We start from the raw sequence: 21,354 nt of genomic DNA, 5'->3' as shown, positions 1-21,354 counted from the left end.
CATAATTTGCTGGGCTTTTTATTTGCTTTAGTGGATTGGCTGTTTATAACGATGGGTATATTGCGAAAAATGGTAGCTGAATAACAACGTTTGGAATAGTTTTAAATAACCAAGGAGTACTGTAAAGTGTGATCCATGTTTTATCGTAAATTTTTTTAAGTTCATTGTTTAGTCATTGTTTTTAGACAATAAAAAGAACAGCTAACAATTAAGTTAACTATTCTTCCAATATGCTTATTTTCTTTTTGAATTAAATGTTAAATAAAAACAATAGAGAAACATCAATTTTTCCATTCACATTTCATCAGTAATTGATCTCCAATTAATTCTGCTGATAAATTTCCATCCATCTTTATCATGAGACTTTTCGCAATAAACAATCCTAAACCTGTACTTTTTTTTGTCCTCGTTTGATCAACTTTATAAAAACGATCAAAAAGAAGAGGGAGATCTTGTTCTTTTAACTCTTTGGCAGGATTCATTATATTAAGGTGAACAGATGATGAATGTTTCACAAGTTGAATGGTAACATTGCCACTCGAATGTTTAATCGCATTGGAAATTAAATTTTCAATTACACGTTTAACAGCCGACGAGTCGCCTGTAATATAAATTTCATCCTCTGGAATAAGGATGGATGGTTCTATCTGTGCATTATTGAAATCATCATAAAAACCAATTAACACTTCAACTAGCAATTTATTTAATTTGAGGTTTTCCACCTTTAATGGATAATCAGCGGATTCAATAGTCGATAGTTCAAAAAACTCATCTAATAAAACCTTCAATCTCAGTGCTCCATTTTTAATGTTTGCTTGGTATTTTATCCTTGTCTCAGGACCAATATCATCGGTTTCTAAAAATTGTATATAACCTAATATAGACGTCATTGGCGTGCGAATATCATGCGAAATATTTGCAATTGCCTGCTTCATTACATTTTCAGTTCTTAATTTCTCAAAAATTGCTTCATTCGTTAAATCAATTTGGTCATTTATATTTTTTGCTAAATTCTCAAGATCTTTGTCATAAAAAGTTAGGTCTATTTTCTTTGAGATTACTTTATTGTTTAACTGATTTAATTGTCGAGTAACTCGTTTTAGTTCCAGTTTCAATAAATAAAAGCGAATGAGGATAAAAAATACAGCTAAAACAGATATAATTACTATATAGATCATCATTTCACTCGCCTTTCTTTTTTTTATTTATTTAATTTCTTTCTTTTGGAATACCAAAACTCCTAGTAATCCAAATATTACATAAGTTACAATCGGGACGATCGCTAATTTAAATACTTCAATGTTTTCCAAAGCATTAATATTAATGAAGTCATATGATAACTTAAATACCGAATAATTATAAATATATTCAAATAAAGTGATCTTACTAGCTAATATGAACATTACACCATCAAATAAAAGGAATATTAAGATTAGCAACCCAATCGTTTTTCCGCTATCCGTAAACACTGTTGCTAATGCCATCATAATTGATGCAAATGCTGCTGCATATAACATGGTAAAAATAATTATTTGAGCAAAGTATTTTAAATCAGGCATATCGTTAAAATGAGAAAGAATAGCCCCAGTTCCTGTCATACCAATTGGTAATATTACTGAAAAAATGATTGCTCCAAATGAAAATACCATTAATTTGGAAATATAAATTCTAGTTCTGCTATTACCCGAAGATGCAATACTTTTCATTGTACCCAAAGAATATTCACTAGCGATAAAATAACCAGCTAAAAGACATGGGATTATCTTTAACACGTAATTGTTTTTACCAATGATAGTTAAAAATACTTCGTTAACGCTTAATTGCTCTGTTCCATTAATACTCACTATAAGAGGAAAAAGGACAGCAATTATCATCAATGCTAGTGTTAATTTTCTAAACGATCTATCCTTTTTTAATTTAAATAGTTCTGATTTTAATAGATTATCCATGCTGAACTCCTCCGATAAGCTTTGTAAAGTAACTTTCTAAATCTTGACCCATTGACTTAAACTGTTCAATGATTAACCCTGCGTTAACTAATGCTGTAGAAACTTTGGCTGGTTGATCAAGATACGTATATAGTCTAATCACACCATCTGGCATGACCTCGAAATCATTAGTAGAAAGCACAGTTTCAAATATAGTTGCAGCTTTTTCGGTATTATCTACTTTAATATGGAAATATTGCTGACATTTCTCTTCTAACTGATGAAGTGTCATTTGCTCAATCAATTCTCCCTTATGAATGAAGCCATAATGAGTAGCTAACAAATGAAGTTCACTTAAAATATGACTTGAAATCAGTATAGTAACGCCTTTTTCAATATTGAGCTTTTTTAATAACTCTCTTATTTCTACAACTCCCATAGGGTCTAATCCATTAATGGGCTCATCGAGAATTAAAAATTCTGGATCTCCTAAAAGAGCAATCGCAAGGATAAGTCTTTGCTTCATACCTAAAGAAAAATTCTTTGCCTTCTTTTTCCTTGTATCATGAAGACCAACAAGTGCTAGTGTTTTTTGAACACATTCTTTACCTGGGACGCCTTTTAAAAGTCTATGTGCTTCTAAATTCTCAGCAGCTGTCATATGTGGATAAATTGCAGGTTGCTCAATCGTAGCACCAATACGCTTTCTAGCTTGAATTAACTTCCTTTCAGTCGTTTCTCCAAACAGTTCTACTGTCCCCGATGTGGGCATTGCTAATCCAGCCACTATACGAGTTAGCGTGGATTTACCAGCACCATTTTGCCCAATAAAGCCGTAAATAGAACCTTTTTCAATCGATAGATTCACCTTATTTAAAGCAACTTGATGTTTATATTGCTTTGATAATTGATTTGTCTTAAGTACATAATCTTTCATATACTTACCTCCCTTACTTGATATACTTAGTATAGTAAGAAGAACATAAGAGAAGCTTAAGTTAAATCTAAAGAAAACCTTAAGATTTAAGACGGTAGCCCATTCCCCAGATTGTTTCGATATATTCAACACCAGGGCTAGCTTTAGAGAGCTTACTTCTTAAATTGCTCATATGAACATTAATGGTATTATCATCACCATAAAATGGTTCATTCCAAACATTTTCAAACAAGTTCTCTTTCGTGAAAATCTTGTTAGGTGATGACATAAGAAGAACTAAAATGTTGTATTCACGAGCTGTAAAGGCGAGTGATTTCCCCTCAACAACTACTTTTTTAGCTTCCGTATCAATCACTATGTTTTTGTGCCTTAATTCTTTTTTCGTCGGAAGTTCCTGCATACGTCGATATCTTCTCAAATGAGAGTCAATTCTCGCTGATACTTCATCTATATCAAATGGTTTCGTAATATAGTCATCCGCACCCGATCTTAAAGCATCAATTTTAGTTTGCTGCTCCAGCTTGGCAGAAATAATTAGGACTGGCGTGTTACTTTGTTCAACTATTTTTGACAGTATTTCTTCTCCATTCATACCAGGAAGCATTAGATCAAGTAATACCATATCCCAATTTTGCTTCTCCAAGTAAATCATTGCTTCTGTTCCTGAGAAAGCTGGTTGTGAAGCATATCCACTTTTTTCAACGATACTACATAATAATTGATTTATATCATTGTCATCTTCAACAACTAATATGTTGATTAATTGTGCCATTATCTATCAACTCCTTTTACTATGAGGCTTGTTTATATTACAGAATAAATCATTCATATTCAAACTTATTTTAATAAAGAATCTGATTCTTTCCTTACCCTAAAAAACATTGATGGTACATTATGATGTTTACTCTCTAAAATGGCAGGGAATTTCTCAAAATGGCTATAAGGAGAGATTTATTAAGGTAAAAATTTTTAGAGCGAAAAAAATGTTCATTTACAAAATGTTCTCAAGTAACACAATAGAGTATTTGATTGGAATGTACTGTTTATACCAGTACCGTATATTCTGGGTTGAGGAAGTAAGCGGAAAAAAGAAGTGCAAAATATTCTTATTTTTTTTAGGAGCCTTAATGAAGTTTTTCTAAAATGAATAATTCGAAAGAGAAAAAGAATAGGGGAGGTTGATTTTAAGTGGGACTTAGATTAATAATTTGCAGAGAATCCATCCGTAGCAAAGAATATTGCAGATGCTTTAAAAATTAAAAGCAAAAATGATGGTTTCATTGAAGGAAATGGTTATGTCATTTCGTGTGCTTTTGGACATCTTTTCCGGCATTATGATGCTAAAGAATATGATAAAAAGATCGAAAAATGGTAGATGGACTTTCCATTGTAGAAAATTGAATTAATGCTGGAACTCAAATCTACTATGGTTTACTGCACAGAGCTGATATTTTTCGGAAAAATACTCCAGATGCTCCAAAATCTCCAGATAATCTCTAGATAGTCTTCACAGTAACTACAGATAACGCCTATACAATCAAGACTGTAAGACAAATTACTTTAAAAGGAGATTAAAAACTATGAAAAAGAGAAAGAAATTGGCTGCTACAACTTTAGGTGCTGTATTTGCGCTTTCAACTTTTGGAGCTGCATTTGCTGCCGAAGTCCCAACTGAAATTATTGAAGGTAGTGAATTTGTGAAAGGGCAAGTTAGTAAACCAGCTAACTTAGATGAGATTTCTAAAGAAAAAGTACGAGAAATTTTTAACCAAGTAAAAGCAGGTATATTAACGAAAGAGGAAGCAATAAATCAACTTGATGAAGCTCTTGGAATGAAGGTAGTTAAAAAACTAGTAAGTAAACCAGCGAACGTAGATGAGATATCTAAAGAAAAAGTACAAGAAATTTTCAACCAAGCAGAAGCAGGTACATTAACGAAGGAAGAAGCAACAAAACAACTTGATGAAGCTCTTGAAATGAAGGGAGATAAAAAACTAGTAAGTAAACCAGCGAACGTAGATGAGATATCTAAAGAAAAAGTACAAGAAATTTTCAGCCAAGCAGAAGCAGGTACATTAACGAAAGAAGAAGCAACAAAACAACTTGATGAAGCTCTTGGAATGAAGGTAGATAAAAAACTAGTAAGTAAACCAGCGAACGTAGATGAGATTTCAAAAGAAAAAGTACAACAAATTTTCAACCAAGCAGAAGCAGGTACATTAACGAAAGAAGAAACAATAAAACAACTTGATGAAGCTCTTGGAATGAAGGTAGATAAAAAAACAGTAAGTAAACCAACTAACGTAGATGAGATTTCTAAAGAAAAAGTACAAGAAATTTTCAACCAAGTAGAGGCAGGTACATTAACGATAGAGGAAGCAATAAAACAACTTGATGAAGCTCTTGGAATGAAGGTAGATAAAAAAACAGTAAGTAAACCAACTAACTTAGATGAGATTTCTAAAGAAAAAGTACAAGAAATTTTCAGCCAAGCAGAAGCAGGTACATTAACGAAAGAAAAAGCAACAAAACAACTTGATGAAGCTCTTGGAATTAAGAGATAAAAGTAAAGTGAGTAGTTCAGTAAGCAAACCAGCGGTATTTAAAGAGAAGGTATAAGCTATTTAACTAGCACGAATAGGTACACTCGGGAGCAATAAGCCAATTTGATGCAGATCAGAATAAGAAGTAAAAAAACAAACTTAAATAAAATACAGTAATATTTGTACTTGAGCTTTCTAAACATCCCTCTTCATAGAGGTTCATATAAACTCCCCCCAATGGAGAAACATTTACTATAGAAAAAACTACACTTCCAATAGCTGATGAAATGTTCTCCTCGTACGAAAATCGCTATGTTCCAATAGGTACATAGCGATTTTTTGTGCATTTTTCAATACAATCAAAGAATTGTCCCCTGATGAATGGGATGATAATAAGCTTTATAGAATGACACGTATTACACTCCTGGTACATAGATTTTAGTAAGTGATATTTTACATTGTTTAAAGTAAGATAGTAGTAAGGTATTTCACAATAAACTCAACTAATCTGATTAGTTGAGTTTATTGTTTATATATAAAGCTACTAAAATATTTTAAAGAAGATGTGATGATTAATGGGGAAAATCGCCATTTTGGCAGAGAAACCATCTCAAGCAAGAGCTTATGCAGACGCATTTAAAATTAAACAAAAAGAGAAAGTATTTATTGAATTGGAACCTTGTTCTACTTTTCCTGAAGGTGCAGTAATTACCTGGGCAGTTGGTCATCTTGTTGAATTAAAGGAACCAAAAGAATATCAAAAGGAATGGGAGAAATGGTCGCTTTCATCATTACCGATCATTCCTCAAAAATTTGAAGATAAAGTTGTCTCTAAAATGTATACACAATTTAATGCTGTAAAAAAAATCTTTAGTGATCCGCAAGTAACAATGATATATAACTGCTGCGATAGTGAACGTGAGGGTTCAAATATCTTCTACTCACTTTTAAAAATGACGAAAATAAATAAGCCTGTTAAACGATTATGGATCAATTCATTAGAGGTTGAGGAAATTCGAAAAGGTTTTAATAATATGCAAAGTAATGAGCGTGATTTGCTCATGTACCAAGAAGCAAAAACACGTCAAATTAGCGATTGGTTAGTAGGCATGAACTGTAGTCGCCTATATACGCTACTATTACAAAAAAAGGGCTTTAAGGGTAGCATCTCTATCGGTCGTGTGCAATCGCCAACCGTCTATTTAATTTATAAAAGACAACAGGAAATCGAACATTTCAAGCCTGAAAAATTTTATGAAATTGAAGGGGTTTTTAAAGCACAAAATGGTGTATATAAAGGGAAGGCAAAGTTAAAAACAAAAGAGCGTGCAGAGGCTGTGCAATTATTGCAACAACATAGGGTTGAACCGATGGATACAGGTCTAATTACGAGTGTAACGAACAAAACGAAGCGTATTGCACCACCCAAACTACATGCATTATCAACATTACAAGCCAACGCCAATAAACGTTGGAAATACAGTCCGTCGCATGTGTTGAAACTTACGCAATCACTTTATGAGAAAAAGCTCGTTTCTTACCCACGTACCGATTCACAGCTCATTACACATAATGAGTTTGCCTATTTAAATGAATCATTGGCAAAATATCAGCAGCTCGTGGGAAAGTCATTTAATGCGATAAATCGAGGGAATAACAAACGTTACGTCGACAGTGCTAACGTTGGGGAGCACTATGCTATTATTCCAACGAAAAAAGTGCCGACAGAAAAAGCGTTACAATCAATGAATGCTGATGAACGAAATATTTATTTTGAAATAGTCAATACGACTCTCGCTATGTTCCATCAAGATTATGAATACGATGAAAAAACGATTATAACGAATGTCAAAAATTTAGAGTTTAAAACGGTCGGGAAAACAGAGCTTGTAAAAGGATGGAAAGAATTATTTTTAAGTGAAAAAGAATTGCAGGAACGTGAGAAGTCGTTACCTGTTGTATTCCAAGATGAGATGGTACAAAGTAAGGTTTCTATTATAGAAGGCACGACAACGCCACCTAAGCCATATACAGAAGGGCAACTCATTACAATGATGAAAACATGTGGTAAATCAGTTGAGGATGAAGAAGAAATCGAGGTGCTAAAATCGATTGAAGGTATTGGTACAGAAGCAACTCGGAGTGGCATTATAGAGACGATTAAAAAGCATGAATTTATTGAAGTACGAAAAAACATAGTGAGCATTATGCCTAAAGGGGAGCTTTTATGTCGGGCAATTGAAGGGACATTACTTTCAAGTCCATCTATGACTGCAAAATGGGAAATTTACTTAAATAAAATTGGTCGTGGAGAAGGCTCTGCAAAACATTTTATTGAAAGCATAGGCAAATTTGTTAATCAATTAATTTCCGAGGTACCTAAACAGTTAGAGTCACTTACAATTGACTCAGAGCAGTTTAAACCGACTGCTGTGAAAGATATTGTGACGTGTCCGACATGTAAAGTAGGAAAAATAGGTTTGCGTAAAAGCTTTTACGGTTGCTCGAATTATAAAAATGGTTGTAAGCAAACGTTCCCAGGAAGGCTATTGGGAAAAAAGCTAACTGAAAAGAACATTAATGATTTATGTAAGATTGGTAAAACAGCTCTGCTTAAAGGGTTTAAATCAAAAAATGGTAAACAATTTAATGCGTCACTCCGTTTGGTAGATGGAAAGATTGAATTTGAGTTTAATGAAAAGTAAAAGAGAATACTTTAGCTGGAAGATGGAGTTTGCTGAAAATAAGGATCAAAATTAAGTATAGTTTTGAAGTTTATCTCAATATATTGTACTTCCAAAATGAAAGTAGGATAGCGTGTTCGATATAGAACGTGCTATCCTATTTTTATACGAAATAGATATAATAATCAGATATTTAAGAAAATGACTATGTACTGTCGTGTTTTTATTCGTTAGAATATAAAACCCACAGCGATAGGCGCGGAGTTACTAGAAATTTATAAAAGGAGAAATGTGATGACTACTATTAGAGAAATTGGAAGCTTATGTGTTACGGATAGTGATGGACACATTATTAACCATTCAGAATGGAATAAAATCAACCCTATTTTTCTTCCTGTGATAAACGATGTGGTTCATACGTATTCTACCCATCTTCAAGATGACTTACATAGTGTATACATAAGGGGATCCATTCCAAAAGGAATAGGTATTGAAGGCGTAGCTGACTTAGACACAATAGCGATTACTAACCAAAAGCTTAATAAACTGCAGTTAAAGCGGATAAAAGAAGTAGAACAAAAATTAACTCAAAAACATACTTGTGTAGATGGTATTGAACTAAGTGTTCACTGCATAGAAGATATTTTAAATACGTCATCTTTTTCAATCATTAGTTTCATACTCCAAACTCATGGAATATGTGTGTTTGGAGAAGACTTGATACCTCAATTACCTAGATATAAAGCGAACGAAGCTTTAGCAAATGACCATCTTATTCATTTACATGGTCAAATTAAAAATGCCTGTGATGACCTTCAAGATAATTCAGATTTAGAGGATATTAAAGATTGTTGCAAGTGGATTATGAAAATTATCGTAAGAGCAGGACTTGCACTTGTCATAACAAAGGAAAATACATATTCAAGGGATTTATATCCTGCTTATAAAGTGTTTTCTAAATATTATCCTGAAAAAGAAAATGACATGAAAAAGGCGCTTGAATATGCCATAACACCCATAATAGATACAAAGCAATTGTTATCGTTTTTAAATGAATTTGGAACATGGATGGTTAGTGAAGCTGATAAATGGCTACGATGCAATAACCCTAATAGAGAATTAAACATGAAAATATAATAACTTCCGAAATCGAATTCTCGGTAGCTGCCACAATTGGAAATAGTATTGTTTTTTTAGCCTTTAAGAAAAAGGTAATCACATCATCATATGTGATTACCTTTTATAATTAAGTATTAACTCATATTTACGATAAATAAAAAAATCCATTTGAAATTGAACATTTTCTATTGCGGCCAATCACTTTTGTTTATTGATTTGACTTTAAATTTTTTCCAATATATTGGACGATCTTGCGAAGTTCAGTAGATGATGGGCGTCCAAATGGACTTGTTTGTTTTTGTTGATATAGTAGTTGTCCATTTTCATCAACTAGGAAATAAGCAGGCTCTCCGTGCGTGCCATGATCCTCATATGGTGCATCTTCACCATGATAAAAAACATCATATGCTTGTAATGTTTTTAACTCTTCATCAGCTAAGACGGTAAAAGTAAGGTTGAGCTCATCAACCATTTTCTTTAAATTATCTAACTGATCCGTTGAGATGGTAATTAGGTGTACATTCTTGCCTTCAAAATAACTTTTGCTTTCTTCAAGCTCTTTTAATTCTTGAACACAAACAGGGCACCATGAACCTCTGAAAAAGATAATAAGATGCCAACTTTTGTGCTGGTTTTGATGGGATACAAAAGAGAATTCTTCACCATTCACTGCTGGAAGAGTAAAATCAGGTACTTTGTCACGTAAATTAAATGTAGACATACTTTTTTCCTCCTTAAAATTGATAATCTAAATACCACTTTGTATTATTACCTATTTAAAATTAGATATGTAAAATGAAAAATAACATATACCAAAATGCCGAGGTTCATTGGAGGTAAATCTTCTTCTCTAACAATTTTTATGTCATTCGTTATTTATTGTAATTTATTGATGTATCCAAGCACAATGTCATTGTTATTTTGACATTTATAAGCATACTTTATTGTTGGATTATTTAAAGACAATATGGCAAACTGAATACGAAGATAAATCTCAACATGATCCATTGGCACCTAAGGACATAAATATCTTTATTATGCAGATGTTTCACCAAGAAAGCTAATAAATTAGTTTTTAAATACGATAGTTAGGCCGTAGAAATATTGGAGGTAGAAAAATTGAGCAAAAGGAGATCAGTTGGATTAGAGTTGCGTACATTATCGCTTTTAATGAGAAGACAATTGGACCATACACTATTGGAAAAAGAAAACCTTACTGCCATGCATGGTTGGACGATTAGTTATCTTTGCAAAAACCAAGATAAAGATGTCTTTCAAAAGGATTTTGAAAGAGACTTTTCTATTCGTAAATCAACAGCATCTAGAACACTTAAGTCTATGGAAAATAATGGTTTGATTACAAGGCAATCTGTTCCCTACGATTCAAGACTTAAAAAAATTGTCTTAACAGAAGACGCGCTGAAAATACATGACAGTATCATGACTCGTAGAGCGATTCTTGAACAAAAATTACTATCAGGTATCCCGGAAGAGAAACTTGACGTTTTTTTTGAAGTAATGGATGCTATGAAAGAAAATATAGAATCTTGAAGAAGATGCTATTTTGAAGCTTTTTATGATTATATAGTTAGCGTGCTAACTAAAATGAGGGGGACTGCGAATATGTTGAAAATATTTAAATACTTAAAACCGAAAGAATGGACGCTTATTATTGCTAGTATTGTGTTCATTGTAGGGCAAGTTTATTTGGATTTAAAGTTGCCGGATTATATGGCTAAAATTACGACCCTTGTACAAACAGAGGGCAGTAAAACGAGCGAAATATGGACAGCTGGAGGGAAGATGCTTTTATGTGCCCTTGGCAGTATGATATTGGCAGTCATTGTTGGTTATTTTGCGGCAAGGGTAGCAACATCTCTGTCAAAGGAATTGCGAAAAGGCGTCTTTGATAAAACTTTATCTTTCTCTATGGAAGAGATTAATGGTTTTTCAATCGCAAGTCTTATTACTCGTTCGACTAATGATATAACGCAAATACAGCAAACTGTTGCAATGGGTCTTCAAGTTATGATTAAGGCTCCTATCCTTGCAACATGGGCTATTTTGAAGATTACGGGGAAAAGCTGGGAGTGGTCAGTGGCAACAGGAGTAGCTGTCATTGTTTTACTTATTATGATCGGCAACCTGATTATCTTTGTATTACCGAAATTTAAAGTCGTTCAAAAAATGACAGATAGTCTTAACCGAGTAACAAGAGAAAGTTTAACTGGAATTCGTGTTGTTCATGCTTATAACGCACAACAATATCAGGAAGAAAAATTTGAAAAAGTAAATAAGGATTTAACGGATACAAATCTTTTCGTGAACCGACTTATGGCCCTTATGCAGCCGGGGATGGGTCTGATTATGTCAGGTTTAACTCTTTCAATCTATTGGATTGGAGCGCATTTAATTAATAATGCAGGGGCTATGGATAGAATCGGTAAGTTCAGTGATATGGTCGTATTTTCATCTTATGCAATGCAAGTGGTTATGGCATTTATGATGTTATCAATGACGTTCATTTTACTTCCAAGAGCAGCGGTATCTGCAACGCGTATTAATGAAGTGCTAAATACACCTCAGACAATTATTGATGGAGAAAAGGGATCGTCACCTAAGGGAATCGAAGGTGAAATTGAACTGCGTAATGTTAGCTTTAAATATCCTAATGCAGAGGACTATGTTTTAGAAAATATTAGCTTTACAGCACATAAAGGTGAAACTGTCGCTTTCATCGGTTCTACTGGTAGTGGTAAAAGTACGCTGATTAATTTACTTCCTAGATTTTACGATGCTACTGAGGGTGAAGTATTCGTCGACGGCATTAATGTGAAAGAATATGCACAAGAAGCTCTTCATAATAAAATTGGTTACGTTTCTCAAAAAGTCGTACTATTTTCAGGTACAGTAAAATCTAATGTTGCCTACGGTGGTAACGGTCAGAACCCCTCAACAGATGAGGAAATCAAAAAAGCGGTGGAAATTGCCCAAGGGAAAGATTTTGTGGAGAACATGGATGACCAATATGATGCGGCTATTGCTCAAGGTGGTACAAATCTTTCAGGAGGACAAAAACAACGTCTTTCTATTGCAAGGGCAGTGAATAGAAATCCAGAAATCTTTATTTTCGATGATTCATTCTCAGCTCTAGATTATAAAACAGACCGTCAACTTCGTTCTACCTTGAAAAAAGAAACACAAGGTGTGACCACTTTGATTGTGGCACAGCGAATTGGAACGATTAAAGATGCTGATAAAATCATTGTTCTTGATGAAGGTAAAATCGTCGGTATGGGAAAACATAGTGAATTATTGAAAACATGTAAGACTTATCAGGAAATCGCTTATTCTCAGCTATCGAAGGAGGAGTTGGACAATGAGTAATAAACAAACAAATAAGCCCAGAAGAGGTCCCGGTGGCCCAGGTCATATGGCAGCTCCTGGAGAAAAGCCGAAAAATTTCAAAAAGCCTTGGGGAAAGTTGATTGCCTATTGTAAACCTTACTTACCAGCGATTCTCTTTGCACTTGTATTGGCGGTTGTAGGAACAATTTTCACGATCATTGGACCTAATAAGCTTAGTGAGATAACTGATAAGATAATGGATGGCATTACTGGTGAGATTGATATTACGGCTATAGGGAATATTGGTCTGCTCCTTGCTATTTTGTATGGATTGAGTTTTATTTTCAACTATATTCAGGCGTTTATTATGGCTACGATTACGCAGCGAGTTTCTAAAAGCTTACGTACAGATATTTCGAACAAGATCGATAAATTACCGTTGAAATACTTTGACTCTACAACTTATGGTGATGTGTTAAGTCGTGTCACGAATGATGTAGATATGATTGGTCAGTCTCTAAACCAAAGTATTGGTTCGCTAGTGACAGCGGTCGTTATGTTCTTCGGATCTTTGATTATGATGTTCTCTATTAATGTGACGATGACACTGTCAGCCATTGCTGCCACTTTCGTTGGATTTGTATTAATGACCTTTATTATTTCCAGATCTCGAAAATACTTCATACGCCAGCAGCAAGACCTTGGTAGAATGAATGGCCATATTGAAGAAATCTATTCAGGGCATGATGTTATGAAGGTTTATAACGGTGAAAAAGCTGCGAAGCTAGAATTTAATGAAATCAATGAAAGTCTTTTTAATAGCGCTTGGCGTGCACAGTTTATGTCGGGCATGATGATGCCCCTCATGATCTTTATCGGAAATTTAGGCTATGTTGTTGTTTGTGTAGTAGGGGCTGCACTTACAGTGAAAGGTTCCATTACATTTGGTGTGATTGTTTCATTTATGGTGTATATCCGCTTATTTACTCAGCCACTGTCTCAGTTAGCACAGGCAGCTACAAGCTTGCAGTCAACTGCCGCAGCAAGTGAACGTGTATTTGAGTTTTTAAATGAAACGGAACTTGAAGACGAAAGTGATAAAAAAGCCACTTTAGATGCCAAAGATGTTACAGGCAATGTGCAATTTAAAAACGTTAAATTTGGATATACGAAAGAGAAACTGATTATTAAAGATTTCTCTGCCCAGATAAAGGCAGGTCAAAAAGTTGCCATAGTCGGACCTACTGGGGCTGGGAAAACAACGCTTGTTAATCTTCTCATGCGTTTCTATGAAGTAGATAACGGGGAAATCATGATTGATGGTGTACCAATTAAGTCGATTACTCGTAAAAATGTTCACGATTTGTTTTGTATGGTGCTGCAAGATACTTGGCTATTCGAAGGTACCGTTAAGGAAAATATCGTTTATAACAAAGTTAATGTAACCGATGAAGAAGTGGTTGCAGCTTGTAAGGCGGTAGGTTTGCACCACTTTATTAAAACCTTGCCGAAAGGTTATGACACAGTTTTAAATGATCATACAAGTTTATCTGTAGGACAGAAACAGCTGATTACGATTGCAAGGGCAATGGTTAAAAAAGCACCATTACTTATCTTAGATGAGGCTACTAGTTCCGTTGACACGCGTACTGAAGCACTTATTCAACAAGCAATGGACAAATTGATGGTTGGAAGAACATCATTTGTGATTGCACATAGACTTTCAACTATTAAAAACGCCGATTTGATTTTAGTGATGAAAGACGGAGATATTATTGAAAGTGGTAATCATGAAGAGCTGCTAGCAGAAAAAGGATTCTATGCGGATCTTTATAATAGTCAGTTTGAAGATGCTTCTTAAATTTGAATGCTATCTATTCGTTTTTGGCTGCTAGAAAGTGTGTAGTTTAATAAAAATTGTTTGATAATAATCACCTCGTTTCTTAGAGGTGATTTTTTTGTTGGATATTTAAATCTATGTGAATATTATGAAGAAATGTTGATAATTTTGATCTCTTGAAGCGATAAATTTTAAAAGTTAGGTGATAAAGTTTAAAAGTTGGGTGATAAAAAAAGTTGAGCGATAAATTAAAATAGTTGGGTGATAAATTAAAGTTATGCGATAAATTTAAAAATTGTTCCGATAAATACTGAATTTGTTCCGATAAATCAAAAATTTATTCCGATAATTCGAAAAAACGTTCCGATAATTCGAAAAAATGTTCCGATAAATTGATTTTGAGCTTTATACTAAGAGAAAATAAAGGAGTGTTAATGAAATGTAGATTGACGCTTTTTTGTATAACGATGCAGTTTAGTGGAGTAAGAGCTTTCTAAAGATTTGAAAATTGGGAATTGGAGGTTTCTTATGACACAAGAAATTTTCGATGCACACACAAATGGTTACAGGAGGGATTGATTTTATGAGTTATAAAAATACTTTTATAAAAATTTCAGAGGATTCAGAAGTTAATTCAGCTATTACACCTCTCCCAAGAAATAACAAACCTACTATAGCTTCGATTGAATATGACTTAATCAGTAATAACCCTTACAAATATACTCAGGAAGATGTACAGTTTCAAACTTATTTGATTAAAAACCAAATTAAATCAGATCAATTAGATGAATCCAGAGAACATTTTTTCCAAAAACCTAAAGCGTGTTTTAGAGCTTTACCATTGGTAAAGAAATATGGGTGGGGAATACATTACGATGATGAAGGAAAACTTGCAATATATGATGTGAATAGTGAAGGGTACGAACAATTTCTCAATTCGGTTAATATCACTTTATTAAAAGGAATGCGTTCTAAACGAAGTGTAAAATAACAAAGAAATGGCGTGACGACTCTTATATCTGCCTGAGTTAAAACAAAAGATTCGTTACACATTCCGGGACGAATATACAGTGTAACAAGCCCTTCTTCTTGAACTTTCTTGGCAGTTTAGTTAAATAAAGACTGATATAATAAAGAAATTGCCACGTATAAAAATCAAAGGGAGGGATGCTTGTGGAAAACTTTGGAGATGTTTTACCAAGACATAAATTTGATAAAGATAGAGTAGAAATGATTATAAAAATGGATAGAGATATAATATTGCCTTTACTGCCTAACCTCCTTGAATGGATTCAAGATATGAATTGGCCAGTAGCACCAAGCGTATTAGAATTACTTTTAACTTTTCCAGAAGAAATTGTCCCGCATGTGCAAGATGTTTTATCTTCAGATGACGAAAACTGGAAGTGGTTTATTTTACACTTTTTGATTATTGAATTGCCAGTAGAGTCAAGAGTTCAGTTTAGAGAGTATTTAACAAGAGTTGCTGAAACACCTACACCTAATGAACTCGCAGAAGAACTTGATGAAATCGCAAAAGAGATTTTGGAAACAATCTAAAAAAATTCCCCTTCAGCAGATTAGTTAAAGAAGAGAAAAAGAGACAGTACTCATTTTTGATACTGCCTCTTTTTCCTTCATATAATTACAAACTCCAAAGAAGTTAAGCCTCCGGATGCAATTATGCCGAGGTATAATTGATCTGTTTTGCTCTATAGCTTCAGCCACTTACTGTAAAGAGAGACCAAATGTAATTCTGATCTCGACTCGTTATTTTTCTGGTTTTATATAAGGTACCATTTGTTCAGTGGCACCTACTGAAGCGCCACGAACAAAACTTTGATTTTCTAAGGCTTTAAAATTTTGCGTTTGGCCAGTTAGCATTACCCCTAAAATTCCCACCTCATCCCATTTTTTATTTTTATTTGAATTTAAAAACTCTTGAATAGGTTCATTCCCACCGCTACCACCATATTTTTCCAGAACATCAACAAATTCCTTATAGGCATCTTTTGGTGAAGAAGATGGTTCAAATCCATAAACCGACACCCCTGAAGGTCCTTTACTTTCATCTGCAATTTTCGAGGCCATATACAACCATACAATGTTTAAATTATCGGGAATTTTTGCTTGTATTTCTTTTAATGTATACGGTTGATCAAAAGAAATAGCAACTTCCGCCACGTAATTTTTCATTTGTGAAACTTCGCTGAGTTCATTTGGTGTACCATTAAAATACTCTTGAATCGAAGGATGATAAAATGTCGCCACTTTATTTTTTGTTTGTTTATCATACTCATAAAAACCCGTGTCAGACCAATAAAAGCCAGGTACTAATTCATTGCTGTCAATATCTGAGCGAAGCCAATTATACGAACTCGTAAGTGTGCTCCAAGGGACTACATAGCCATTAATATTTTTTGAACGATTCGTAATAATATTACCACCAAACATGGATGAATTAGCTGTTACTTGAGAGTCGATTTGAATATTCGGCTCGGCAATTGCATTATGTAAGAAAAGCGAATCATGAAGTCGTGTAGAACCTTTGGCTGCAAAGTAGTTGCCTGTTTTATAGAAGATTGGTATTAGAATCAGTACGACAATAATTGAAGTAATGATGATTTTTAGTAGTTGTTTTCGTTTCGCTTTTTTTAAAGCGGTTTTGATCGAAATATCCATTAACGTTTTCCTCCTATTTTTGAGTGAATAGATTTACGTGCTCGGTATAATTTTTGCTTTACGCTGTCTATTTGAATATCCAAAATAGTAGCAATCTCTTCATAAGAAAAATCATAGTAATACTTTAAAAAGAAAATTTCCTTATATTCTGTTTTGACGTCTTTTAATAAATAGAAAATCTCATCATTATTTAAAATCGTATTAATCTCGCAGTCTATATGTCGTAGCTTCGAATAGATTTCCTCGCTTAAGTAAATATTCTTTTGCTCTTTTTTCCTTTTCAAGTCAATATATTCATTAAGTGATACTCTAAAAAACCACGGACGTAAATTCCTATCTGTTAAGTCATCCAACAATAGATAAACTTTATAAAAGGTATTTTGTATGATATCTTCCGCATCCTCTTTTTTGGCTCCTTTCGCTTGTAATAGGCGGAACACTTCCTCTCCTAAATTGATAAGATAGGAGGCTAGTACGTCTTCTTTTTTCATCTTTTTCCTCCTTATACTTATACAACGAATGAACGTTTCCAAATGTATACACATAAATTAATTTTATATGAATTTAAAAATATTTCGATCGATATAGAAATATCATTTATAAAATGGTCTAAGGGGACAATTTTCAAGTATTCGTGAATTGAAAGTAAGCGTATCCGAACTTTGAAATTCTTTAGAAGCTATATAATTAGGAGTTTTATTGTAACTCGTTGTACACAAGCAGTTAAAAACGTATTGTTCGAATTTAAGCAAGTTAGTGAACGATGGAATTGGTATACTATCAAATTTAATAAACAAAATTGTCAGGGTGACTATGGTGAAGGATAAAAAGGAACGTTTAAAAGGGTTGCTAGCCAAGCAAAAACAAAAAGAATTAAAAGAAGAGGAAAAAAGAGAATACGAAACTGTTTTAAATGAAGTGAATGAGTTATTTCCAACTACAGATTCTAAAGAGGAAGTAGAAATATTATCAAAAGAAGATTCAAAAAAAATTACTGAAGAATTATTTGATGAATTTCCATTTAGTGCTAATGGAATTGAATGGACACTTATGTTTTACAAAACTATATTTTCTAACTTTGTTGACTATGAAGGTGCATTAGCGGAACTAGTCATTAATAATCATAAAGTAAATAATGAAATTTGCTATATTATTGACCTTTACTCTCAACATGTCATTAAAACAAAACTGATTAAAATTATACATAGAATTGAAGAAGTGAGAAATTGGGACAGATATATTTATTCACCTCAAATGAAATTGGTGATTGAATTTCCCTTCAACGGTATAGCCGTAGGATGGAAGAAATAAGTGACTACAATCGAAGAATGTGAAGCTTTACACATAAACTTAAGGGTGCGATTGTTCAAGTAGAGCAATTGCTTTTTCATTAAAGAGCAGTTCATTTTCCTTAGAGCTGAATTTTTTTGTTGGATATTTATGTTAAAATCGATTTAATGATTGTGAAGAAATGTACATAAACTCCCATGAAAGAACTTTAATCATCTTTCATTTTCTGTGGTGAAGTGCTGATTTTTGCGCTTCATGGATGGCTAACGGGGCAGTTTAGTTGAAGAGTGGTGTTTTACATGTGTTCAACAATCGGGCCATATTCTCGTGGAACGTTTTCATTCACTTTAAGGAAACATTTACCACACATTTTCGTTCTCTATATTGAGATTATGAATAATTGTATTTAAAGCAAAAAGGAAAGATAAGGGCTATAGAAAAACACTATGAGGTGAGTATATGAGTGGAGATTATGGTGAAGTTCCAATAAAGTGTACAGGTGTTGCAATTGTTCTATTAAAAAAGATTGAAAATGAGTATAAAGCACTGTTATTGAAAAGGTCCACATCTATTTTAAATAATGTTTGGTGTTATATTGGCGGAGGTATTAAGGAAGGAGAATTGGCTTGGGAGTCTGCTTTAAGAGAGGTCAAAGAAGAAACTGGAATTACAAAGGTTTTATTATATACTACTAATAAATTTGATCAAATTTATTCACCAAAAGAAAATTATATTTATGTTGCACCTGTATTTGTTGGATATGTTGAAGAACAACAAGAAGTCACATTAAATTACGAACACAATGAATATAAATGGTTATCGCTTAAAGAGGCAATTGCCATGGTTTCATTACCTGGAAATGATGAAGTTTTAATGTCTATTGAAAAACATTTTGTCATGAGAAATCCTTCTGAATATTTGCGTATTGAAAACTAATGCACATTAGTATTATTACACGACATAAATAAAAATTTATGGAGGTATAGTTATGTGGATAATATTAGGGATTATTGCAATAGTAGCGACTCTTATAAATCTTTATATGTATGTAGCAGGAAAGGATTATAAGCTTGCTATGGCGATAGGATTATCATTTACAGCATTAACACTTTGTTCAGAATACAGTCTTGTATCTGGGTGGGTAAAAGTGGAAGATTGGTCAGCTCTATTGGATGTAGTACCTGGTATGGAAAAGGCATTATGGTTTTTGACAATCGTTTCTATCTTACTAAATATAACACCTATACTTTTAGAACTAAAAGGTAAGAGATAATTACTTATTGTCACATCATTTATATAATATACAATTATTGTGTAAGTCTGTTTGTTCAATAATCGGGCCATTTAATTAAAGAAGAATAGTATTATCAGTTCATATGTTAGTCGTAAACGAAGGAGCGAAGTCTGTTTGGAACAAAATGAAAAATTTAAAAATACTATTGAAACTGAAGAAGAATTACGTTCTATTATTGGATTTCCGAGTGAATTAGTAATAAGAAAGGTGATTACAGATTTAGACCATCATTGTTATGATTTTATTTCTAAATCACCTTTTTTAGTGATTTCAACTTCAGATAATTTAGGTTTCTGTGATGTTTCACCAAGAGGGGATATGCCTGGTTTTGTTCGTGTACTAGATAATAAGCATTTAATTATTCCAGAAAGACCAGGAAACAAAAGAATAGATTCTATGCGTAATATTTTATTAAATCCGAAAGTAGGTCTTTTATTTTTTATTCCGGGATTAGGAGAAACACTCAGAGTTAACGGTAAGGCTTGTTTGGTAAAAGATGATGAGCTACTTGAAAAGATGGCTGTTAAAGGACAAAAACCTATTGTAGGTATTGGAGTGGAAGTAGAGGAATGTTTTATACATTGTGCAAAAGCTTTTAAGAGGTCAAAATTATGGGAACAGTCCTCTTGGGCTAAAAAAGAAACATTACCATCTGCTGCTAAAATCTTATTTGAACACGCTAAGATTTCAAACTCTAGTGTTGATATAATAGCTGAAAGACTTCAGGAAAGTTATACAAAAAGACTTTATTGAAGGTGTTTTTCTTAAACAATGCTCAGCAATGATCTTCAACAAACGGGCGCGATTGATAAATAAGCGTCGCTGTTCTTTTAAATTAACGGGTGGCAAGAGTTAAACAAGATGTTGCAGCGGCAGCATCTTGTTTCTTATTGAGCTAACGGGGCAGTTTAGTTGAACAAGACAGCTCTTTACTGTAGATGTAAAATTAATGAAAAGTCAAAGGGGGATAACAAATGAATATGCAATTTTTAAGTTTTTCCGAAAGACCAATTAAAGGCACTGAACTTATGATGCTCTATAAAAATACAGGTTGGTGGGCAGAAAGAAAAGAGAATGATATTGAAAATATGTTAAAAAAGGATATTTCAATTGGTGCGTGGATTGACGGTAACCTTATAGGATTCGCAAGAGCTGTTTCAGACGGTAAATTTAGGGCGTACATTGAAGATGTAGTTATACATAATGAATTTCAAAAAGCAGGATTAGGAACGACACTTGTATCAAAATTGTTGGACGAACTTTCTCATATTGATGTGATTAGCTTATTTTGTGGAGAAGAATTAATTCCGTTTTACGAGAAAAATAACTTTAAATTCAGTAAGTCTCAATATGTATTGCATAGAAAATGAAACACATCTTATTCAACTAACGGGGTGCTTTTCTTCAATAAGGAGTAAAGCCTTTTTCTACTAAAACTTTCGTGGCAAATTAGTTTCGTAACTGGTTGTCTTTTTTAAAATTGATAATTATTTCCATGGATTTGATTGACATAAAAAGTGTATTAAGCATATAATACATTACGAAGAGTGTATTATATGCTTGATACACTTTTACATTTTTTGAGTATGGTGTATTAAGTTGTTAATACACCGAGAGCGATTAGCGGGTTAATGGCTAAATAAGAAATTGGCTGGTTCTTTAAAAGTACATAGCCCACCGTTATGCACA

General features: G+C 33.3%; 20 protein-coding genes. 13 read left to right on the top strand and 7 right to left on the bottom strand.

What is annotated here, in order from left to right:
- Positions 1–281: 281 nt before the first annotated feature.
- From ACQKMI_RS04085 to ACQKMI_RS04070, 4 genes are all read right to left on the bottom strand, one after another.
- Positions 282–1,178, bottom strand: a complete 897-nt coding sequence (locus ACQKMI_RS04085; RefSeq protein WP_427487421.1) for a sensor histidine kinase — start codon at positions 1,176–1,178, stop codon at positions 282–284.
- A gap of 27 nt (positions 1,179–1,205) precedes the next feature.
- Positions 1,206–1,949, bottom strand: coding sequence for an ABC transporter permease (locus ACQKMI_RS04080; protein WP_427487420.1), 744 nt, complete (start codon positions 1,947–1,949; stop codon positions 1,206–1,208).
- A complete protein-coding gene (locus ACQKMI_RS04075; RefSeq protein ID WP_427487419.1) occupies positions 1,942–2,865 on the bottom strand; it encodes an ATP-binding cassette domain-containing protein in 924 nt (307 codons plus the stop codon). The genes ACQKMI_RS04080 and ACQKMI_RS04075 overlap by 8 nt, the downstream gene beginning before the upstream one ends.
- Positions 2,866–2,944: 79 nt before the next feature.
- Positions 2,945–3,637 carry a response regulator transcription factor gene (locus ACQKMI_RS04070; RefSeq protein ID WP_427487418.1) on the bottom strand — a complete coding sequence of 231 codons (693 nt, stop codon included), beginning with the start codon at positions 3,635–3,637 and terminating at the stop codon, positions 2,945–2,947.
- 808 nt (positions 3,638–4,445) lie between these two features.
- Here ACQKMI_RS04070 and ACQKMI_RS04065 point away from each other — a divergent pair.
- The 3 genes from ACQKMI_RS04065 (at position 4,446) to ACQKMI_RS04055 (ending at position 9,229) form a co-directional block, all read left to right on the top strand.
- Positions 4,446–5,429 (top strand): hypothetical protein, encoded by a 984-nt coding sequence (locus ACQKMI_RS04065; protein WP_427487417.1) that lies wholly within the window; start codon positions 4,446–4,448, stop codon positions 5,427–5,429.
- Positions 5,430–5,983: 554 nt separating this feature from the next.
- Positions 5,984–8,113 (top strand): DNA topoisomerase III, encoded by a 2,130-nt coding sequence (gene topB / locus ACQKMI_RS04060; protein ID WP_427487416.1) that lies wholly within the window; start codon positions 5,984–5,986, stop codon positions 8,111–8,113.
- A 273-nt stretch (positions 8,114–8,386) separates the two neighbouring features.
- Positions 8,387–9,229 carry a nucleotidyltransferase gene (locus ACQKMI_RS04055; RefSeq protein WP_427487415.1) on the top strand — a complete coding sequence of 281 codons (843 nt, stop codon included), beginning with the start codon at positions 8,387–8,389 and terminating at the stop codon, positions 9,227–9,229.
- Between the two features lie 190 nt (positions 9,230–9,419).
- Here ACQKMI_RS04055 and ACQKMI_RS04050 read toward each other — a convergent pair whose 3' ends face one another.
- Entirely contained in the window at positions 9,420–9,932 is a 513-nt protein-coding gene (locus ACQKMI_RS04050) for a peroxiredoxin family protein (protein ID WP_427487414.1), read from the bottom strand.
- Positions 9,933–10,315: 383 nt separating this feature from the next.
- On the opposite strand from ACQKMI_RS04050, the gene ACQKMI_RS04045 reads away from it, so the two are divergent.
- The 5 genes from ACQKMI_RS04045 to ACQKMI_RS04025 all read left to right on the top strand — a co-directional run bounded on the left by ACQKMI_RS04045 (position 10,316) and on the right by ACQKMI_RS04025 (position 15,959).
- A complete protein-coding gene (locus ACQKMI_RS04045; RefSeq protein WP_427487413.1) occupies positions 10,316–10,762 on the top strand; it encodes a MarR family winged helix-turn-helix transcriptional regulator in 447 nt (148 codons plus the stop codon).
- Positions 10,763–10,834: 72 nt separating this feature from the next.
- Entirely contained in the window at positions 10,835–12,598 is a 1,764-nt protein-coding gene (locus tag ACQKMI_RS04040; RefSeq protein WP_427487412.1) for an ABC transporter ATP-binding protein, read from the top strand.
- Positions 12,591–14,420 (top strand): ABC transporter ATP-binding protein, encoded by a 1,830-nt coding sequence (locus tag ACQKMI_RS04035; protein ID WP_427487411.1) that lies wholly within the window; start codon positions 12,591–12,593, stop codon positions 14,418–14,420. The genes ACQKMI_RS04040 and ACQKMI_RS04035 overlap by 8 nt, the downstream gene beginning before the upstream one ends.
- Positions 14,421–14,982: 562 nt before the next feature.
- Positions 14,983–15,390, top strand: a complete 408-nt coding sequence (locus ACQKMI_RS04030) for a DUF6157 family protein (RefSeq protein ID WP_427487410.1) — start codon at positions 14,983–14,985, stop codon at positions 15,388–15,390.
- Positions 15,391–15,572: 182 nt separating this feature from the next.
- Entirely contained in the window at positions 15,573–15,959 is a 387-nt protein-coding gene (locus ACQKMI_RS04025) for a DUF5071 domain-containing protein (RefSeq protein ID WP_427487409.1), read from the top strand.
- A 210-nt stretch (positions 15,960–16,169) separates the two neighbouring features.
- Here ACQKMI_RS04025 and ACQKMI_RS04020 read toward each other — a convergent pair whose 3' ends face one another.
- Together ACQKMI_RS04020 and ACQKMI_RS04015 are read right to left on the bottom strand one after the other, a co-directional pair.
- Positions 16,170–17,081, bottom strand: a complete 912-nt coding sequence (locus ACQKMI_RS04020) for a sigma factor regulator N-terminal domain-containing protein (protein WP_427487408.1) — start codon at positions 17,079–17,081, stop codon at positions 16,170–16,172.
- Entirely contained in the window at positions 17,081–17,572 is a 492-nt protein-coding gene (locus tag ACQKMI_RS04015) for an RNA polymerase sigma factor (RefSeq protein WP_427487407.1), read from the bottom strand. The genes ACQKMI_RS04020 and ACQKMI_RS04015 overlap by 1 nt, the downstream gene beginning before the upstream one ends.
- A gap of 325 nt (positions 17,573–17,897) precedes the next feature.
- Here ACQKMI_RS04015 and ACQKMI_RS04010 point away from each other — a divergent pair, with 325 nt between their 5' ends.
- From ACQKMI_RS04010 to ACQKMI_RS03990, 5 genes are all read left to right on the top strand, one after another.
- Positions 17,898–18,392 carry a hypothetical protein gene (locus ACQKMI_RS04010; RefSeq protein ID WP_427487406.1) on the top strand — a complete coding sequence of 165 codons (495 nt, stop codon included), beginning with the start codon at positions 17,898–17,900 and terminating at the stop codon, positions 18,390–18,392.
- A gap of 438 nt (positions 18,393–18,830) precedes the next feature.
- Positions 18,831–19,307, top strand: coding sequence for an NUDIX hydrolase (locus ACQKMI_RS04005; RefSeq protein ID WP_427487405.1), 477 nt, complete (start codon positions 18,831–18,833; stop codon positions 19,305–19,307).
- Between the two features lie 52 nt (positions 19,308–19,359).
- Complete coding sequence (locus ACQKMI_RS04000) at positions 19,360–19,644, top strand: hypothetical protein (protein WP_421052319.1); 285 nt, start codon at positions 19,360–19,362, stop codon at positions 19,642–19,644.
- A gap of 135 nt (positions 19,645–19,779) precedes the next feature.
- Positions 19,780–20,418: a pyridoxamine 5'-phosphate oxidase family protein gene (locus ACQKMI_RS03995; RefSeq protein ID WP_427487404.1), complete on the top strand. Its 639-nt coding sequence runs from the start codon at positions 19,780–19,782 to the stop codon at positions 20,416–20,418.
- A gap of 227 nt (positions 20,419–20,645) precedes the next feature.
- Positions 20,646–21,035, top strand: coding sequence for a GNAT family N-acetyltransferase (locus ACQKMI_RS03990; protein ID WP_427487959.1), 390 nt, complete (start codon positions 20,646–20,648; stop codon positions 21,033–21,035).
- Positions 21,036–21,354: the final 319 nt, after the last annotated feature.

This window comes from Lysinibacillus sp. NPDC097214 (assembly GCF_050277945.1).
GTDB classification, from domain to species: Bacteria; Bacillota; Bacilli; order Bacillales_A; family Planococcaceae; genus Lysinibacillus; species Lysinibacillus xylanilyticus_B.
The sequence above is the reverse complement of the archived record's forward strand: the minus strand, read 5'-3'. Positions and strand labels throughout refer to the sequence as shown.

Coding starts and splice junctions, on each gene's coding strand:
- ACQKMI_RS04065 (WP_427487417.1), top strand. CDS start 4,446: ATGAAAAAGAGAAAGAAATTGGCTGCTACAACTTTAGGTGCTGTATTT.
- ACQKMI_RS04040 (WP_427487412.1), top strand. CDS start 10,835: ATGTTGAAAATATTTAAATACTTAAAACCGAAAGAATGGACGCTTATT.
- ACQKMI_RS04005 (WP_427487405.1), top strand. CDS start 18,831: ATGAGTGGAGATTATGGTGAAGTTCCAATAAAGTGTACAGGTGTTGCA.
- topB (WP_427487416.1), top strand. CDS start 5,984: ATGGGGAAAATCGCCATTTTGGCAGAGAAACCATCTCAAGCAAGAGCT.
- ACQKMI_RS04015 (WP_427487407.1), bottom strand. CDS start 17,572: ATGAAAAAAGAAGACGTACTAGCCTCCTATCTTATCAATTTAGGAGAG.
- ACQKMI_RS04050 (WP_427487414.1), bottom strand. CDS start 9,932: ATGTCTACATTTAATTTACGTGACAAAGTACCTGATTTTACTCTTCCA.
- ACQKMI_RS04030 (WP_427487410.1), top strand. CDS start 14,983: ATGAGTTATAAAAATACTTTTATAAAAATTTCAGAGGATTCAGAAGTT.
- ACQKMI_RS04020 (WP_427487408.1), bottom strand. CDS start 17,081: ATGGATATTTCGATCAAAACCGCTTTAAAAAAAGCGAAACGAAAACAA.
- ACQKMI_RS04075 (WP_427487419.1), bottom strand. CDS start 2,865: ATGAAAGATTATGTACTTAAGACAAATCAATTATCAAAGCAATATAAA.
- ACQKMI_RS04000 (WP_421052319.1), top strand. CDS start 19,360: ATGTGGATAATATTAGGGATTATTGCAATAGTAGCGACTCTTATAAAT.
- ACQKMI_RS04055 (WP_427487415.1), top strand. CDS start 8,387: ATGACTACTATTAGAGAAATTGGAAGCTTATGTGTTACGGATAGTGAT.
- ACQKMI_RS04080 (WP_427487420.1), bottom strand. CDS start 1,949: ATGGATAATCTATTAAAATCAGAACTATTTAAATTAAAAAAGGATAGA.
- ACQKMI_RS03990 (WP_427487959.1), top strand. CDS start 20,646: ATGCAATTTTTAAGTTTTTCCGAAAGACCAATTAAAGGCACTGAACTT.
- ACQKMI_RS04070 (WP_427487418.1), bottom strand. CDS start 3,637: ATGGCACAATTAATCAACATATTAGTTGTTGAAGATGACAATGATATA.
- ACQKMI_RS04035 (WP_427487411.1), top strand. CDS start 12,591: ATGAGTAATAAACAAACAAATAAGCCCAGAAGAGGTCCCGGTGGCCCA.
- ACQKMI_RS04085 (WP_427487421.1), bottom strand. CDS start 1,178: ATGATCTATATAGTAATTATATCTGTTTTAGCTGTATTTTTTATCCTC.